Consider the following 16,366-nt stretch of genomic DNA (forward strand, 5'->3'; position numbering starts at 1 on the left):
CACTGCATCACGTGTGTCTGCCATTGAAGAGTGAGCCATGGGGGCAGGACGCCGCGGAGGAGGTAGGCATGGTTGCTACAGGAGAGTCGTCAGGAGCGTTGTTCTGTCGCACGCAGTTGCCCCGGGTGTCCCGGACGTTCGCGTTGAACATCCCTCTGCTACCCGAACCCCTGGACCTGACCGTGACGGTGGCGTACCTGCTGTGCCGCATCGCGGACACGTTGGAGGATGAAGCCCCTGGAGCGCTCCAGGGGGGATTGCTCGACGAGCTGGCGGACCTGGCGGAGTTGGGGAAGGACTGGGACTCGCGTGCCCGGTCCTTCGTGCGTCGGGCGAAACCCACCCTGCGGGCCGAAACCCCCGTGGCGGAGGCCGAGCTGCTCGCGGGGACGCCCACGGTGCTGGAGACCCTGGCGTCGCTCCCTTCCTGGGTCCATCCGCACATCGCACGGTGCGTTCGCACCATGACCGGCGGGATGAAACACATCCAGCAGGCCTATGCGAAGGAAGGAAGGGTCGAGGGGTTGCCCGATCTCCAGGCGACGTTCCTGTACTGCTATTACGTCGCTGGCGTGGTGGGCGAAATGCTGACGGGGCTCTTCATCGACTCTTCACCCGCGGTCGCGGCGCGGCGGGCCCCGCTCACGCAGCGAGCCCTTGCTTTTGGCAGGGCCTTGCAGCTCACCAACATCCTGAAGGACGTCCGCGAGGACCTGGACCGGGGGATCTGCTGGCTGCCAAGGGACCGGATGGCGGCGCACGGGCTGGAGCCCGCCACGCTCGCGCTGCCCGCTCACCGCATGCAGGCGGTGGAGATGATGCACGAGTTGGTGGCGGTGGCCCGCCGGGAGCTGGAGGTCGCGTTTGAATACTCGCTGACGCTTCCAGCAGAGGAGCCCGGACTGCGGCTGTTCTGTCTGTACCCCCTCTTCTTCGCGGTGCTGACGCTCAACGCGGTGGAGGGCAACCCCGCGGTGTTCGACCCGGAGCCGGTGAAGATGCGTCGGGAGTCGGTGCGGATGTTGATGCTGCTCACGCAGGAGCGGGTGGCGTCGGACGAGGCGCTGCGGCAGCTCTACGCTGATTGTTCGGCGGCGCCCCAGGGGGCTGAGGCGGTGTGGTGAGACGGCGGTCACGGCTACCGGTTGGAGGCGAAGGCGCGCCGGGGTGACGCCCAGCCAGCGCGAGCCAGCCGGTAGACGGGACGGCGGATGCGGCGGTGCAGCCAACTGCCCACCTGTTCCACCGCGCTCGCCACGGCGTCCCGCAGGGGCGGTCCGGCGGAGCGCAGCAGCGGGGCGGCGGACCGCAGGCGTGCTCCCTGGCCATGAAGTGAGAGCATCGCGATGAAGGCATGGCCGACGACGCGCAGGTACTCGCGGGCCATCACCCGCATGCGCGGCTCCTCGGAGGAGAGCAGGGCCATGGAGGCGCGGGCTCCGCGAGGGCTGCGTTCCCAATAGCGTCTCAGGCCCATGCGCAGGGCCCACATGCCGTCGTCCTGCCCGGCGAAGGCGCTGTAGAGCGCGGAGGCGAGCGCGACGCGGGTGCGCTGGGCTGGCCGTCGCTCATTCGCGTAGCGTTCGAGCGCGCGGGCGATGTGGCCCGGGTGGCGGTGCAAGGCCTCCTGGAGGGCGCGGGCATCGTGGAAGCAGGACGCCATGCCGCTGGCGGTGAGCGGATGGCAGCACGCGGCGGCGTCCCCCACGAGCACGGCGCTTCCCGCCCAGACGGTCTCCGCCAGCCAGTCGTCGTTGGACGCCATGCGTGGCGCGGGCTGCTGTTCCAGCGCGCGTTGGACCTCGGCCTTCAAGTCGGACGGCAGGGCGAGCAGCAGCTCCGGCCGGGCCTTCAACATGGAGGCGCTGCTGCCCAGGGGCAGGTCGACCATCACGCGCGCCACCCCTGGTTGGATGGCATAGGCCAGCGCGTGCACGGGCCCTCCCACGAACTGGTGCCCATGCTCGGGGTGGGGCAGGCAGGCGCTGTCCACGGTGACGCCCAGCATGGTGGAGAGGCGTTGGTGGTGTTCGGCGATGCCCAGCATCCGCCGCACGGGAGAGGCGCGTCCGTCCGCGGCCACGAGGAGGCGGGCGTCAATCGCATGCTCGGCGCCCTGGGAGGAGAAGCGCAGGCGGACGCCGCGCGCGTCGTTGCGGTCCACGGCCGTCACGCGGGCCCGGGGGAGCAGGGTGACGCCGGGCCGCCGGGCCACCGACTCCTGGAGGGGGACGGTCAGGGCGGCATGTTCGAGCGACAGCCCGGTGATGCCGCTTCCATAGGGCAGGATGAGCGTATGGGTGGGGGCCTGGAAGCGCACCGCGAAGCCACGCACGGGCTGGGCCGGCCAGGCCGCGACGACATCGCCGAAGCCCAGCGCGCGCAGGTCCCGCACGCCCGGAGGGTGGAGCAGCTCCCCCGCGAGTTGCTTGTGGCGGTCCACGCCGGCATCCACCAGCAGGACGGACAGCCCCAGGTCGGCGAGCGCCGCCGCTACCGCGCAACCCGCGGGCCCGCCTCCGGCAATCACCACATCGACGTCCGCCACGTGGCCCCTCACTCGTTCATGTGACACCCGGTCTGTCTTTGACGAGTTAGCCATTGATTCGTCATGCCGCACGCAGGGCAGACAGGCCTGACGGTCCCAGGCAGGCAGCACGCGGTGCGACGAAGCCATCGCGACGCGGGTGACGGGAGGCCGGCGGTGTGGCGGACGCTGGCCTTGCTCCCTTCCCGGAGCCCGCCGCAGATCGCGCCGTGCGTGCCCACGATGAGTGGCGGAATGAAGAGCATTCACGGACTTAGCGAAGTCAGAAGGGCTGTCGATTGGGTGTCTGACCTGCGCGCGGCATCGCAAGCCGGAGAAGCCCGGCGGAGCCGGTTGTGCCTCCAGCCCCTCCATGCCCTTGCCTTGTTGGATTCCGAGCCCATGACATCCGGTCGTGGGACGGTGCGGACGCTGATGCTGCTCGTTCAAGCGCATTGGTGGGGGGAGGCGGGGACATGAGCCAGCGAGCCCACGAAGTGCTGGCCCGCACCCAGGAGGCGGATGGCTCCTGGAAGGGCGACTACGGCGGCCCGCTCTTCCTGACGCCGGTGTACGTGGCGGGGCTTTATGTGATGGGGCGGGCCCCGGAGGCGCGCACGCGGGACGGCATGGTCGCCCACCTGCGTGCCCACCAGAACGCGGATGGGGGATGGGGGCTGGACGTGGAGTCACCCAGCCTCGTCTTCACGACGGTGCTCAACTACGTGGCCCAGCGGCTGATGGGTGTTGATGCCACCGACCCGGACCTCGTGCGCGCGCGGGCGTGGTTCCTCCCCCGGGGTGGTCCGCTGGGCAGTGGTTCCTGGGGGAAGTTCATCCTCGCGCTCCTGGGGCTCTACGACTACGACGGGCTCACCCCCGTTCCTCCCGAACCGTGGCTGTTGCCACGAGCGCTGCCGTTCCATCCGTCGCGGCTGTGGTGCCACTGCCGCATGGTGTACCTGCCCATGGGCTGGCTCTACGGCCGCCGGGCCCGCGCGGTGGAGACGCCCCTGCTGGCGGAGTTGCGGCGCGAGCTGTATCCCCAGCCCTACGCCTCCGTGGATTGGAGGGAGGCGCGCAACCGGGTGGCCTCGTCCGATGCCTACACCCCCCGGAGTGTGTGGCTTCGCGCCGTGAACCGCGTGCTCGGGCTCTATGAGCGGGTCCACTCGAAGTGGCTGCGCGCCCGGGCGCTGGAGGAGTGTCTGGCGTTGATTCGAGGGGAAGACGAGGCGACGCACTTCATCTGCATCGGGCCCATCAACAAGGTGCTCAACGCCGTGGTGTGGCACCTGGCCCGACCGGACGGTCCGGAGGTTCGGGCCCACCGGGAGCGCCTGCCGGACTACCTCCAGCACTCTCCGGACGGCACGAAGATCAACGGCTACAATTCCTCGCAGCTCTGGGACACCGCGTTCGCGGTGCAGGCGATGGTGGGCTCGGGACAGGTCGCCGGGGCGCGGGACACACTTGAGCGCGCGGGTCGTTTCCTGGAAGCGGAGCAGGTGCTGGAGGACTCGCCCCATGCCGCGCGCCACTACCGGCATCCGGGTCGGGGTGGCTGGCCCTTCAGCACGCGTGCCCACGGTTGGCCCATCAGTGACTGCACCGCGGAGGGGCTGAAGGCGTGTCTGGTGTTGGAGCCGCTCGGGCTCAATCGCGTGCCCCGCGAGCGGTTGGCGCAGGCGGTGGAGTTCATCCTCTCGCTTCAAAACCGTGACGGTGGATGGTCCACCTACGAGCAGCAGCGGGGGCCGCGCTGGCTGGAGCGGTTCAATCCCTCGGATGTGTTCGCCGGCATCATGGTGGACGCCAGTTATGTGGAGTGCACGTCCGCGTGCGTGCAGGCGCTGGTGGCATGGCGGAGGGCGCAACCGGGTGCTCCCGTGGGACGGGCCATCGCGCGAGGTGTGGACTTCCTGCGCCGCGCGCAGCGTCCGGACGGAGGTTGGGAAGGCTCGTGGGGCGTGTGCTTCAGCTATGGCACGTGGTTCGCGGTGACGGGGTTGGTGGCAGGCGGCATGAAGCCCGGGGCCGCCGTGCTGCGCCGGGCCGCCGCGTTCCTGAAGGCCCATCAGCGCGAGGACGGCTCCTGGAGTGAGACCATCCAGAGCTGCCGCGAGCGTCGCTGGGTGGACGGGCCCACGGGGCATGCGGTGACGACGTCATGGGCCTTGATGTCGCTGGTGGCCACGGGGGAGGGAGATTCGGAGGCGACACGTCGGGGCGTGGCGTGGCTGCGCGCACGGCAGGGCGCGGATGGAAGCTGGCCACCCGAGCCGCTGGCGGGCGTGTTCAGCCGCACCTGCGCCATCCACTACGACACCTACCTGCGCATCTTCCCGCCGTGGGCGTTGGCCCTCACGGAGAGGGGTTCTGCTGCTTGAAATATCCGGAAGCAGGAGGCCCGGCTTCTTCGGATTCGTTCGGCTGACGTACAGCTTGAAGGCCTCGTTCACCGTTCGGACATCCCAGATGTGACCGGACTCGAAGGAGGGGAGTTCTCGGAGCTGGAGGCCAACAGGCCGACGCCCCGCCACATGACGTCCTCTCCGATGCGTCGCTCGCGGGCCTTCCGCGCGGTCCACGCCCGGCCCCCATGGCGAGCCCGCGACCGAGCGCCAGGGGCTGGTCGATTGGGGCGAGGGCAACGCCACGTGGGTCTACCTGCTCGACGGCAAGCAGTGGGCCACGACCACGCATCCCTCCGAATCACGCTGAACCCGGGCCTGTAACCTTTCGCCGTCCTCCGTCGTGGTGCCCGTGAAGCCCTGGGATTTTCCCGGGTGCGCGGACGGAGGACGGGCATGCAGGCGATGAAGGTGGCGGTGATTGGCGGCGGGCTGGGCGGGCTGACCGCCGCGGCGTTGCTGGCGCGCGGTGGCTGCGAGGTGACGCTCTTCGAGCGCTCGAAGCACCTGGGCGGACGGGCCCAGACGTCGCAGGTGGAGGGCTTCCGCTTCAACCTGGGGCCGCATGCGCTGTACCGGGCGGGGGCGGGCCTCCGGGTGTTGGGACGCCTGGGGGTGAAGCCCCAGGGTGGCGTCCCGGGGCAGACAGGCCGCTATGCGCTGCACGCGGGCCGGCTGCACACGCTGCCTCAGGGGCCCGTGACGCTCATGACGACGGACGTGTTGTCGCTCGCCGCGAAGCTGGAGGTGGCGAAGTTGCTCGCGGGGCTGGCGCGCATCGACACGGACGCGCTGGGCCACCTGTCGACGCGGGAGTGGCTGGACACCCGCCTGGCCCGGGAGGACAGCCGTGCCCTCGTCGCGGCGCTGGTGCGGGTGGCCACGTACTGCGCGGACCATTCCGCGCTCAGCGCGCAGGCTGCGGTGGCGCAGGTCCAATGCGCGACCGCCGCCAACGTGCTGTACGTGGACGGAGGATGGAGCACCCTGGTGGACGCGGTGGAGCTCCAGGCGCGCGAGGCCGGAGCCCGGGTGGAACTGTCCACGCGGGTGGAGGCCGTCGTCCTGAAGGGGGAAGGCGCTGGCGCGCGGGTCGAAGGGGTGCGGCTCGCGGACAGCACGGTGCATTCCGCGGACGCGGTGGTGGTGGCGGGGGGCCCGGCGGAGGTGGCGGCGCTGGTGCCCGGGGACGCGCTGCTGGCGCGGGATGCGCAAGACGCGATGCCGGTGAAGGCCGCGACGCTGGAGTTGGGACTGTCGGGGCTGCCGAGGCCGGGTGCGCTGTTCGCGCTGGGCGTGGATGGGCCATGGTACGCGTCGGTGCATTCGGCCTCCGCGAGGCTGGCCCCAGAGGGCGGTGCGATGGTGCACGTGGCGAAGTACCTGGGCGGTTCGGACACGGCGCCGAGCGAGGCGGAGCTGGAGTCGGTGATGGACGCGCTCCAGCCCGGTTGGCGCGCGCGGGTGGTGGCGCGGCGCTTCCGTCCCTCGCTTACCGTCAGCGAAGGGCTGCCCCGCGCGGCGAACGGTGGCCTGTCGGGGCGTCCCTCCGTGGCGGTGCCCCACGTGGGCGGGCTGTTCCGGGTGGGGGACTGGGTGGGCGCGGAAGGGATGCTCGCGGACGCGTCCCTGGCGAGCGCCGAGGCCGTGGAGCACGCCCTGCTGAAGGGCTCGGCGGTGCCCCGGCGCCGCGCGGTGGGGGCTTAAGCCACATGGACGCGAGGGCGCGAACGGCACTGGCGGAGGCAGCCCGCGAGCACGAGCGCTTCCTCTGGGGGCTCTGCTACCGGATGACGGGCGTGGCGGCGGACGCGGACGACCTGGTGCAGGAGGTGTATGCGCGCGCCCTTTCGACCCCGCCGGAGCGGCTGGACACGTTGCGCCCGTGGCTCACGCGGGTGGCGGTGAACCTGTCGAGGGACCACCTGCGGCGCCGCCGTCGCGAGGGCTACGTCGGACCGTGGCTGCCGTCGCTGGTGGACACGGGGGACGAAGAGGTGCCGCCCTCGACGGAGGCGCGGCTCCCCGGCGGAGGCTCGACGGAAGGGCGCTACGAATTGCTGGAGAGCGTCTCCTTCGCCTTCCTGCTGGCGCTGGAGGCGCTGTCGCCGAAGCAGCGGGCGGTGCTGCTGCTGCGCGACGTCTTCGACTACTCGGTGCGCGAGGTGGCCGAGGCGCTGGGCATGAGCGAGGTGAACGTGAAGGTGGTGCACCACCGCGCGCGGACGGCGATGGCCGGGTATGACCAGTCGCGCTGCGTGCCCACCCGGGAGCTGCAGGAGCGCACCCGGGCCGCGCTGGAGGGCTTCCTGGGGGCGCTGCTGTCAGGGGATGTGGCGGCGGCGGAGGCCCTGCTGGCCACGGATGCCCGAGCGCTGACGGATGGTGGCGGCGTGGTGCGGGCGGCGCATGTCCCGCTGCTCGGAGCCCAGCGCGTGCTCGTCTTCTTCCGCCGACTGCTGGAGATGCGCGGCGCGCCGAGGGCGGTGGAGGTGCGGATGCTCAACGGCCTGCCCGCGGTGGTGGCGGTGTTCGAAAAGGCGAAGGATCCGCTGGTCGCCGTGAACACCGTGATTCGGGTGGATGTGGATGCGAGCGGCCGGATTCGCGAGCTGCACTCGGTGCTGGCGGACCGGAAGCTCGCGGGCCTGCGCATGCCCGAGGGGGCCTGAGCGCAAGGGGGCGGCCTCGGCGCGCTGCGGACTCTTGCTGCCCCAAATGATCCCGCTGACACGTCAGCGGACGTGTCAGCGCGAGCGCGGGCTGGAGACTGACGTGCCACGCGCACCTGCGTGGCCCGAGGCTCTTGCGGCACCGGCATGGCGTGGTTGTTGCTCATGAAGGGCTCGCGCCGCTTTGGCGACACCTGAAAGAGACCCGCCTCCATGGGACGACCCTCGAAGTTCGCGAACCTCGTAGCACTGTGTCTTGGATTGATGGTCTTCACGGCCGGAACCCGGGCGGAAGCGCAGTCGCTGCCCGCCATCGCGCAGGTTCCGCACGCCCCGCCTCCCGCGCTCCCCGCGGGCACGAAGGTGACCTGTACGCAGGGGCCCGGAACGGGGGCCGCGTCCGCCACCTGTCCCGTGCTCAAGTTGGATGGCCTGACGTACTGGGCGCTCAGCTACACGGACAACCGCATCGCCATGGCCATCGTCGCGTATGACGCCACGGGCAAGGTCGTGGCGCAGTGGGAGAAGCCGGGCGCCCGCTACGTGTACGCCATCCTGATCAACCCCTCCGCGAAGACGGTGACGTTCGCGGGCCAGTCGGATGCGAAGATCACCATGACCTGGGACGAACTGGCGGCCCCGCCCGTGGTCGTCCTCGTCCCTCCGAGCCCCACGCCGGCCATCCCCGCGGGGATGAAGGTGACGTGCACGCAGGGCCCCGGAACGGGTGCCCCGGCCGCCACCTGCCCGGTCATCAAGTGGAAGGGCTACACGTTCTGGGCCTTCAGCTACACGGACAACCGCGTCGCCATGGGCATCGTCGCGTACGACGCGGCGGGCAAGGTCGTGGCGCAGTGGGAGAAGCCGGGCTCCCGGTATGTGTATGCCATCACGGTGAACGCCACGGACAAGACGGTGACGTTCGCGGGCCAGTCGGACGCGAAGATCGTCATGAAGTGGAGCGACCTGCTGCCTCCTGTCGCTCCTCCGGCGCCGCAGTGGGTGCTCCAGCCGGCGCCGCTGGGCGCGACGCTCAAGCAGATCTCCGTGGGCAGCGCCAACGCCATCTGGGGCCTGGATACGGCGGGCTTCAACTGGAAGTGGATCGGCGGAGGCTGGCAGCGGATGGGCGGCACGGTGAGCAACATCTCCACTGCCTCCGACGGGACGCTGTGGGCCACCAATCCTCCGGACTCGCTGCGCGTGCTGAAGTGGGATGCCACCGGCAACAAGTGGACCTGGAACATCCCCACCGGCATGAAGCAGGTCACCGCCGTCAACGCGAACACGGCCTGGGGCCTGGACAACGGCGGCTCGCTGTTCCAGTGGACCGGCTCCGCGTGGGAGAAGAAGGGCTGCTGCGTCAGCCAGCTCTCCGTCGGCTCGGACGGCGAGCTGTGGGCCACCAATCCCCCGGACTCCAACCGCGTCCTGCGCTGGGACGGCGCGAAGTGGACCTGGAACATCCCCGCCGGGATGACCTTCGTGTCCGTGGGCAGCGCGAAGAACATCTGGGCGCTCAATGCCACGGATCAGATCTTCCAGTGGACTGGCACGGCCTGGAAGCAGGTGCCCGGCGCGCTGCGGAACATCTCCGCCGCGGGCGACGGCTCCGTGTGGGGCCTCAACTCCCAGGGCATGGTCTACAAGTGGCAGTAGTGGACGCGTGAGGGCCGGCCGCGCCCCCTGAAGGCTGTCTTCAGGGGGCCTGGACGTCGACGATCTCCACGTTGCGGAAGTCCTCGCAGGGCTTCTTGAACCCGAGCAGGTACTTCAGCGAGCGCGCCTCCAGCATCAGCTTGGCCCAGAGCCGGCGGGGCAGGCTGGGGCGCAGGGCCTGGGGAAGCGCCGCGGTGACCTCGCTGAAGTCCAGGTAGTGCGTCGCCGTGAGGCCCATGCCCTCGAAGTCGTGTTCGAGCCCCCGCGCGAGCTGACGCAGCTCCGGGGTGAGCCCCCGGTGCACCGTGTCCGTCATCAGGACGTACTCCTTCACGGGCACGTCGTTCTTCAGCATCCGGTGCACGAGGATGACGTCCACGCCCGCGAGCTCGGTGAGGTGCTTCACCCGCTGGAAGGCGACCTCTCCGGCATGCGCCACGAACTTGAGCGTCAGGGCGTTGACCTGCATGCAGCCGTCGCACTTGCACATGCGGTCGATGATGAGCCGCTCGCGCCGGACGAGGAACGCGCGACGGATGTCCGACACCTGCTGGGCGATGGCCGTGGTGTCGTCGCCCACGGCATAGAAGAAGGCCGCGTCCCCCTCCAGCTTCGCGAGCTTGAAGCGGCCGGAGGCGTCGATGAGGGCCTCCAGCAGCTGCGCCACCGTGTCCTGCGCGTGCGCGAGGCTGAAACGGTGGTGCTTCATGAAGCGGGTGTACCCGCCGATGTCCGCGATGAGCAGCAGTGCCTTCTCGATGGCCATGAAATCCTCCCTTCCGTTCAGCGCTTGAGTCGTGCCGCGATGCCGTCGAGCACGCAGTCGAGGCCCTTGTCGAAAACGACCTCGAAGGCGGGGTGGGTGGCGTCCCGGACCACCCTGGCGAGGGTCGGGAAGCGGCCGGTGGCGATCATCCGGTGGATGTACGGCCACGTGGCGCTCTGCCACTGCGTCTTGTCCATCCCGCTTTCGAGCGTGGCGCGCTGCTCGCTGGCCTCGCTCCGGAGGGCGCCGACCACGTAGGCATTGACGGTGCCGACAGCCTGCATGACCGCGTCGATGTCCTCTCCGAAGCCCGGGGTGTCGCTCAGCGCGGCGAGTGATGCCTCCAGGTGCGCCAGCGCGTTGGGGCCCAGGTGGGGACGGCCCACCAGCAGGTCGATGAGCCAGGGGTGCTTCGTGGCGGCCTGCCGGGTGCGGTGGGCGATGCTCCGGAGCGCCTCGCGCCACGCGCCGCGAATCGGCCCCTCGGACACCATCTCCCCGTACACCGCGTCCACCATGAGCTCCAGCAGCTCCTCCTTGGTGGACAGGTAGCCGTACAGCCGCATGGGCCCCGCATCGAGCGCGGCCGCGACCTTGCGCAGGGACACCGACGCGAGCCCCTCCGCGTCCGCCAGCTCCAGCGCGGCCCCGACGATGCGCTCCCGGCTCAGCGGTCCGGGCGCGGGGCGGCTGGAGGGCTCGGGACGCTCCCAGACGAGGGCGGAATCCGACACGCGCGGCTTCTGGGTCATCCCGGCCGTCTTGCCCCATCGAACCTGCATTGACAACGGACCGACCATTTATACACTGTATCTGTCGATACGGTGTATATAAAGGGTGGTTCCAAGATGGATTCGACTCCGGTGTTGGTGGTGGGCGGCGGCCTGGTGGGCCTGTCCGCTTCAATGTTCCTGGCGTGGCGGGGCGTGCCGACGGTGCTGGTGGAGCGGCACGCGGGCAGCTCGCCGCATCCCCGGGCGATTGGCTACACGCCGAGGACGATGGAGCTCTTCCGGGCGGTCGGGCTGGGGGCGCGCATCCCCCAGAGTCCCCCCGGCTTCCGGCTGCGGCGGGCCCGGGTCGAAAGCCTCGCGGGGACGTGGTTCGAGGAGTCCTCGTGGACGCCGGAGAATCCCCACGCGCCCGCCATCGAATACTCGCCTTGCACGGGGACGGCGCTGGCCCAGGACCGCCTGGAGCCCCTCCTCCGGGAGCGGGCTATGGAGCTTGGCGCCGACATCCGACTGGAGACCGAGCTGGTCCGGTTCGAACAGGACGCCGAAGGGGTGACGGCGTGGCTGCGCGAGCGCGGCGGACGGGAGTACACGCTGCGCGCGGCCTATCTCATCGCCGCGGATGGGCACCGCAGCCCGGTCCGCGAGGCCCTGGGGATTGGCCGTGATGGGCGGGGCCACATGCGCACGGTGCGCAGCGTCCTGTTCCGGGCTCCGTTGGAGGCGTACCTCCAGGCGGGCGTGACGCAGTTCCAGATCGAGCAGCCGGGGTTCAGCGCGTTCCTCACCACCTACGGCGACGGTCGCTGGGTGCTGATCTTCTCGGATGACGAGGAGCGCGACGAGGCCACCCTGCGGGCGCTGGTGTCCAGGGCGGTGGGCCGGTTCGACCTGGAGGTGGAGCTCATCACCACGGGCCGCTGGGAGCTGAGCGCGCTCATCGCGGACCGCTTCGCTTCCGGCAGGGTGTTCCTGGCCGGGGATGCCGCGCACACCCTTCCGCCCAGCCGGGGTGGCTATGGCGCGAACACCGGCATCGAGGATGTCCACAACCTCGCGTGGAAGCTGGCGTCGGTCCTCTCCGGTGCGTCATCGCCAGCCCTGCTCGACACCTACGACGCCGAACGCCGGCCCATCGCGTTGCTCCGGCACCAGCAGATCTTCGCCCGGAACGACTACAAGGCGGAGGCGGGTGGGACCGCTGGGGACGCGCGGATCCTCGACGATGACGCGATGGAGTTCGGGCAGTTGTACCGGTCAACGGCGGTGCTCGACGCCAGCGACACGCTCCCGCCCGCGGCGAGGCCGGAGCAGTGGGCGGGCCAACCCGGAACGCGCGCGCCGCATGCGTGGGTGTCGGACGGCGACGCGCGGCGCTCCACGCTCGACCTGCTCCAGCGAGGCTGGGTGCTGTTCGCCGGGGACGCGCGGTGGTGCGCCGCCGTGGAGAAGGCCGGAAGGCAGCCGGGCCTCGGCCTCCAGTGCCTCCGTCTGGGCATCGACGTGCGGCCGTCGGACCTGGAGTCGTTCCGCGAGTCGCTGGGCCTGGGGAAGGAGGGCGCCTCGCTGGTCCGCCCGGATGGCTATGTGGCCTGGCGCTCGCTCGACCTGCCGGCGGATGCTGCCCGCGTGCTCACCGACGCCCTGTGGCGGGTGTCGTCCGCGGCGTAGCCGAACCCTGCGCGCAGGGCGTCCGCCTTGATGGCGATGAAGTCCTCCCTTCCGCTCAGCGCTTGAGTCGCGCCGCGATGCCGTCGAGCACGCAGTCGAGGCCCTTGTCGAACACGACCTCGTAGGAGGTGTCGGAGGCGTCCCGGCTCGCCCTGGTGAGGGTCGGGAAGCGCCCGGTGGCGAGCATCCGGTGGAGGTATGGCCCCACGGTGTTCTGCCACTCCCTGCTTTCGAGCGAGGCGCGCTCGTTGGCCTCGCTCTGGAGGGCGCCGACCACGTAGGCGTTGACGGTGCCGACCGCATTGAGGACCGCGTCGATGTCGTCCCCGAAGCCCGGGGTGTCGCTCAGCGCGGCGAGCGATGCTTCGATGTGCGCCAGCACGTTGGGACTTCCGGAGGAGGGGCCCACCGGCAGGTCGATGAGCCACGGGTGCTTCGCGGCGGCCTGCCGGGTGCGGTGGGCGATGGACCGGAGCGCCTCGCGCCACTCGCCGCGAATCGGACCCTCGGACACCAGCTCCCCGTAGACCGCGTCCACCATGAGATTCAGCAGCTCCTCCTGGGTGGACAGGTAGCGGTGCAGCCGCGTGGGCCTCACCTTGAGCGCGGCCGCGACCTTGCGCAGGGACACCGACGCGAGCCCTCCCGCGCCCGCCAGCTTCAGCGCGGCACGGACGATGCGGGCCCGGCTTAGCGCTCCCGGCCCGGGACGGCTGGAGGGCTCGGGACGCTCCCACACGAGGACGGAATCCGACACGCGCGGCTTCTGGGTCCTCCTGGTCTTCTTGCCCCCTCGACCCTGCTTTGACACCGGACGGACCATCTCCGCAGTGTACCCATCGCTACGGTGCATGGAAAAGAGTGGCGTCCGCACCGCGGCCAGCGCCTCCGAGCAGGGCGTCCTGACTCCGTCCACGCGTTGCATTTCCGGAAAGCCGCTTGCCGCCGATGCCCGTGTTGGGGATGCGCACCGGCCGCCATGCTTGCGCCATGAATGCTTTTGATTGCGCGGGCAAGACGCTTCCCCCACCGGCAACGCCCCACGCAGTGGCTCTTGCCGCGTCTGGTCCGGGTGGGCCTGGAGGCGCCGTAATGCACAAGAAATTGCGAAGGACGCCCCGGAACCGTGGCGTCGCGGCCTCCATCGAGGAGGTGTTCGCGGAGTACATGGCGGCACAGGCCGAGTCAGAAGCCTTGTTCCGGCCGAAGTGGCCCAGAGCGCGTTGAGGCGTCATTCCCGCGCGAACCCCGAAAGAATGTGATTTCGCGTAGACCTTCTGGACCGCCCGTCCGTTGACGGTGGGGCTGATTTTCCCCCCAACAAGGAATGTGAGCGATGTTGAAGAAGAGGTTCTTGCCGTGGATGTTGATGTTGAGTGGTCTGCCTTTGCTCTCTGCCTGCGACCGTGAGCCCAGGCCCGTGGAGGTCATTGCCTCGCACGGACCCGGGGAGCTGGCGCTGCTCATCGAGCGGGAGGGCGGAGCGGGACCCTACGTGGGAGGCACCCCGGAGCGCTTCCGCATCGTGGCCTCGGGAGAGGCCTTCAAGTCGGTGCGGTGGAGCACCACCGCCGGGGTTATCGAATCCGACGCGGAGCATGTCACCTGGACGCTGCCTTCGGCGGGAACGGCTTCGCTGTCCGTCTCCGTGGAGACGGAGTCCGGGAAGACGGCGGAGGGGGCGTTCCACTTCAGCGTGGTGGCGTCTCCGCTCGCCACCAGCACGGTGATCGACCCGGGGCCGGACGTCACGGGCAGCATCTGCGAGCTCGCTTTCGACGACGCGGGCAAGGGGCACGTCGTCTACACGAACGACACCCACAACACCCTCTGGTACGCGAGCTGGAACGGCACGACGTGGACGACGGAGCAGATTGACGGTCCCGGCTTCAACACCGGGGGCATGTTCATCTCGAAGCCCGCGCTGGCGCTCGACGCGGCGACTGGCACGCCGCACGTCGCGTATCTCAAGAGCACCGGTCCCGTCTCGGTCGCCACGTTCCGCGTCGGATACGCCGCGCGCGTCAATGGCGCATGGACTCGCGAGGCGGTGGACGTCGCGCCGACGACCCGCCTGGGCATCGCGCTCAACCCCGCGCAGGGCCAGCAGCCGTCCATCGTCGCCGCCAGCAGCACCAGCGGGACCCTCCGGGTCATCACCCGGGCAGCGACCAACACCTGGGTCGCCACTCCCCTGACGACCCTCACCGCGTCCTACCTCACGGGAGACCCGGTCTTCGACGCGACCGGTGGGCTGTATGTCATGACGAACCAGGTCGCGACTTCCACCCCCGCCAACTACCTGCGGGTCATCCGGGGCTCGGTCGTCGACTCCTTCAAGGTGCGGGACACCGGCACAGGCTTCTCCTCCAGTTGGAGCTCGCTCGTCTGGGGACAGGGCCAGCACCTGCTCGTGCAGGCCAACAGCATCACGGAAGGCGACAGGGCCGCCATGGATGACATCACGGTGGGCACGCCTGTGTCGGCCAGCACCGTGAGCTCCTCGCCCGTCGACTACAGGTACCAGACCTCGGACCTGGCGTATGGCGGGGGCAAGCCGGTGAGCGTCCTGCGCAACGGGACGGCGATGGAGCTCACCACGCCGGACGCGCAGGGGTTCTGGACGTATACCCAACTGGGCACGGTGGATGAGGCCACGCGCCCGAGCGTGGCCATCCGTCCCACGGATGGCACGCCGCATGTCTGCTACCAGCAGGACGGGAAGGTGAGCTTCCAGTAGGCTTTCGCCCGTGGGGCCAGCCTCGTCGTCGGGGCTGGCCTCTCTTCACGCAGGAAAGGCATTTGCATGGCCGCGGCCATCATCGAAGCCCGCTGTGTCGCCCCCTTCACCGTCCGGGTCCGCTTCAGCGACGGGATGGACGGCGAGGCGAGCCTCAAACCCTGCCTCTTCGAGTGGGAAGCCGCGCGCGTCCCGGACCTGTCCACCGAAACCCGCGACTGGCTGCGCGTGCCGGAGAACTTCCAGACCGTCCGCGTGGATGCCGAAGCGGGCACGCTCGCCTGGGCAGACGCGCGCCCGTTCAGCGCATCGCTGGTGTACTGGCGCGTGGAGCGGTATCGCGTGAAGGCGACCGTCCGCCTGAAGGACGGGGCCGTCCTCTCCTCGGCGCTGCTCGGTGGGCGGGGGGAGGTCTGGTCGAACGGGCTCACCGTCGGGCGGGCCCGCGCCAACACCGTCGTCGTGGATCAGGAAGGGGTGGCGCCCGTCCACGCGCGGGTGACGGTCGGCGGGGGGCACCACCCCTGCTACTTCATCGAGGTGGTGGAGGGCACCGTCACCGCAGGAGGAACTTCCGCGTCAACGCCCGGCGAGCGCTTGAAGGTCCCAGCCCGCCAGCCGCTCCTGCTGGAGCTGGGACCCTGCGTCGTGGAGATCGAATGATCAGGGCGCGCGGAGGCTGAGCGCCCCCAGGTAGTCGGCCTTGCCCACGTTCACGCCGTTGTGGCGCAGCAGCGCGTACACGTGGGTGATGTGGAAGAAGAAGTTCGGGACCGCGTGCTCGAGGAAGTAATTCGCACCGGTCATCGTCTTTCCCTCCCAGCGAGGCTGGGTGATGGAACGCTCGGCGGCCCCTTCGAAGTCGCGGGCGGAGAACCCGTCCAGGTAGGCAATCACCGACCGGATGCGGGCGCTCAGCTGTTCGAGCGTCTGCTCGGTGTCGGGGTGCGACGGGGCCTCCTTGCCAGTCAACCTGGACGCCGCGAGCTTCGCGGAGTCACAGGCGATCTGCACCTGACGCGAGAACGGAAGCTGGTCGGGCGCGAGCCGGAACCCGAGGAAGATGTTCGGGTCGAAGGACTTCGTCTTGGCGAAGGTCGCGGCCGTCTCCAGCCACTTCTCCATCTGCCCGAGCTGCTTCTTCATCTGGGAAAAGGTTTCGATGTACATGCGGCGCAACCTA

General features: G+C 69.9%; 13 protein-coding genes. 8 read left to right on the top strand and 5 right to left on the bottom strand.

Annotated features, from left to right (window positions below; translation table 11 throughout):
* The first annotated feature begins 68 nt into the window (after positions 1 to 68).
* Entirely contained in the window at positions 69 to 1,124 is a 1,056-nt protein-coding gene (locus tag OV208_RS26650; RefSeq protein WP_267576716.1) for a squalene/phytoene synthase family protein, read from the top strand.
* 14 nt (positions 1,125 to 1,138) lie between these two features.
* Here OV208_RS26650 and OV208_RS26655 read toward each other — a convergent pair whose 3' ends face one another.
* On the bottom strand, positions 1,139 to 2,548 hold the full coding sequence (locus OV208_RS26655) for an FAD-dependent oxidoreductase (protein ID WP_267576717.1): 1,410 nt from the start codon (positions 2,546 to 2,548) through the stop codon (positions 1,139 to 1,141).
* A gap of 455 nt (positions 2,549 to 3,003) precedes the next feature.
* Between OV208_RS26655 and OV208_RS26660 the strand changes: the two genes are divergently transcribed.
* From OV208_RS26660 to OV208_RS26675, 4 genes are all read left to right on the top strand, one after another.
* The gene (locus tag OV208_RS26660) at positions 3,004 to 4,917 is read left to right on the top strand and encodes a 2,3-oxidosqualene cyclase (RefSeq protein ID WP_267576718.1); all 1,914 of its coding nucleotides are present in this window, start codon (positions 3,004 to 3,006) and stop codon (positions 4,915 to 4,917) included.
* Between the two features lie 420 nt (positions 4,918 to 5,337).
* Positions 5,338 to 6,648 (top strand): phytoene desaturase family protein, encoded by a 1,311-nt coding sequence (locus OV208_RS26665; protein WP_267576719.1) that lies wholly within the window; start codon positions 5,338 to 5,340, stop codon positions 6,646 to 6,648.
* 5 nt (positions 6,649 to 6,653) lie between these two features.
* On the top strand, positions 6,654 to 7,613 hold the full coding sequence (locus tag OV208_RS26670; RefSeq protein ID WP_267576720.1) for a sigma-70 family RNA polymerase sigma factor: 960 nt from the start codon (positions 6,654 to 6,656) through the stop codon (positions 7,611 to 7,613).
* Between the two features lie 213 nt (positions 7,614 to 7,826).
* Entirely contained in the window at positions 7,827 to 9,272 is a 1,446-nt protein-coding gene (locus tag OV208_RS26675; protein WP_267576721.1) for a tectonin domain-containing protein, read from the top strand.
* A 40-nt stretch (positions 9,273 to 9,312) separates the two neighbouring features.
* On the opposite strand, the gene OV208_RS26680 is transcribed toward OV208_RS26675, so the two are convergent.
* Together OV208_RS26680 and OV208_RS26685 are read right to left on the bottom strand one after the other, a co-directional pair.
* Positions 9,313 to 10,038: a DUF2652 domain-containing protein gene (locus OV208_RS26680; protein ID WP_267576722.1), complete on the bottom strand. Its 726-nt coding sequence runs from the start codon at positions 10,036 to 10,038 to the stop codon at positions 9,313 to 9,315.
* A 17-nt stretch (positions 10,039 to 10,055) separates the two neighbouring features.
* Positions 10,056 to 10,790: a TetR/AcrR family transcriptional regulator gene (locus OV208_RS26685; RefSeq protein ID WP_267576723.1), complete on the bottom strand. Its 735-nt coding sequence runs from the start codon at positions 10,788 to 10,790 to the stop codon at positions 10,056 to 10,058.
* Between the two features lie 96 nt (positions 10,791 to 10,886).
* On the opposite strand from OV208_RS26685, the gene OV208_RS26690 reads away from it, so the two are divergent.
* A complete protein-coding gene (locus tag OV208_RS26690) occupies positions 10,887 to 12,443 on the top strand; it encodes an FAD-dependent oxidoreductase (protein WP_267576724.1) in 1,557 nt (518 codons plus the stop codon).
* Positions 12,444 to 12,498: 55 nt separating this feature from the next.
* Here the strand turns inward: OV208_RS26690 and OV208_RS26695 are convergent, their stop codons facing one another.
* On the bottom strand, positions 12,499 to 13,200 hold the full coding sequence (locus OV208_RS26695) for a TetR/AcrR family transcriptional regulator (RefSeq protein WP_267576725.1): 702 nt from the start codon (positions 13,198 to 13,200) through the stop codon (positions 12,499 to 12,501).
* A 579-nt stretch (positions 13,201 to 13,779) separates the two neighbouring features.
* On the opposite strand from OV208_RS26695, the gene OV208_RS26700 reads away from it, so the two are divergent.
* Positions 13,780 to 15,183 (top strand): hypothetical protein, encoded by a 1,404-nt coding sequence (locus tag OV208_RS26700; RefSeq protein ID WP_267576726.1) that lies wholly within the window; start codon positions 13,780 to 13,782, stop codon positions 15,181 to 15,183.
* A gap of 66 nt (positions 15,184 to 15,249) precedes the next feature.
* The gene (locus OV208_RS26705; protein WP_267576727.1) at positions 15,250 to 15,846 is read left to right on the top strand and encodes a DUF2442 domain-containing protein; all 597 of its coding nucleotides are present in this window, start codon (positions 15,250 to 15,252) and stop codon (positions 15,844 to 15,846) included.
* Here the strand turns inward: OV208_RS26705 and OV208_RS26710 are convergent, their stop codons facing one another.
* Positions 15,847 to 16,353, bottom strand: coding sequence for a DUF1993 domain-containing protein (locus tag OV208_RS26710; RefSeq protein WP_267576728.1), 507 nt, complete (start codon positions 16,351 to 16,353; stop codon positions 15,847 to 15,849). It lies immediately after the preceding gene.
* Between the last annotated feature and the right edge of the window lie 13 nt (positions 16,354 to 16,366).

The organism is Corallococcus sp. bb12-1 (assembly GCF_026626765.1).
Taxonomy (GTDB): domain Bacteria; phylum Myxococcota; class Myxococcia; order Myxococcales; family Myxococcaceae; genus Corallococcus; species Corallococcus terminator.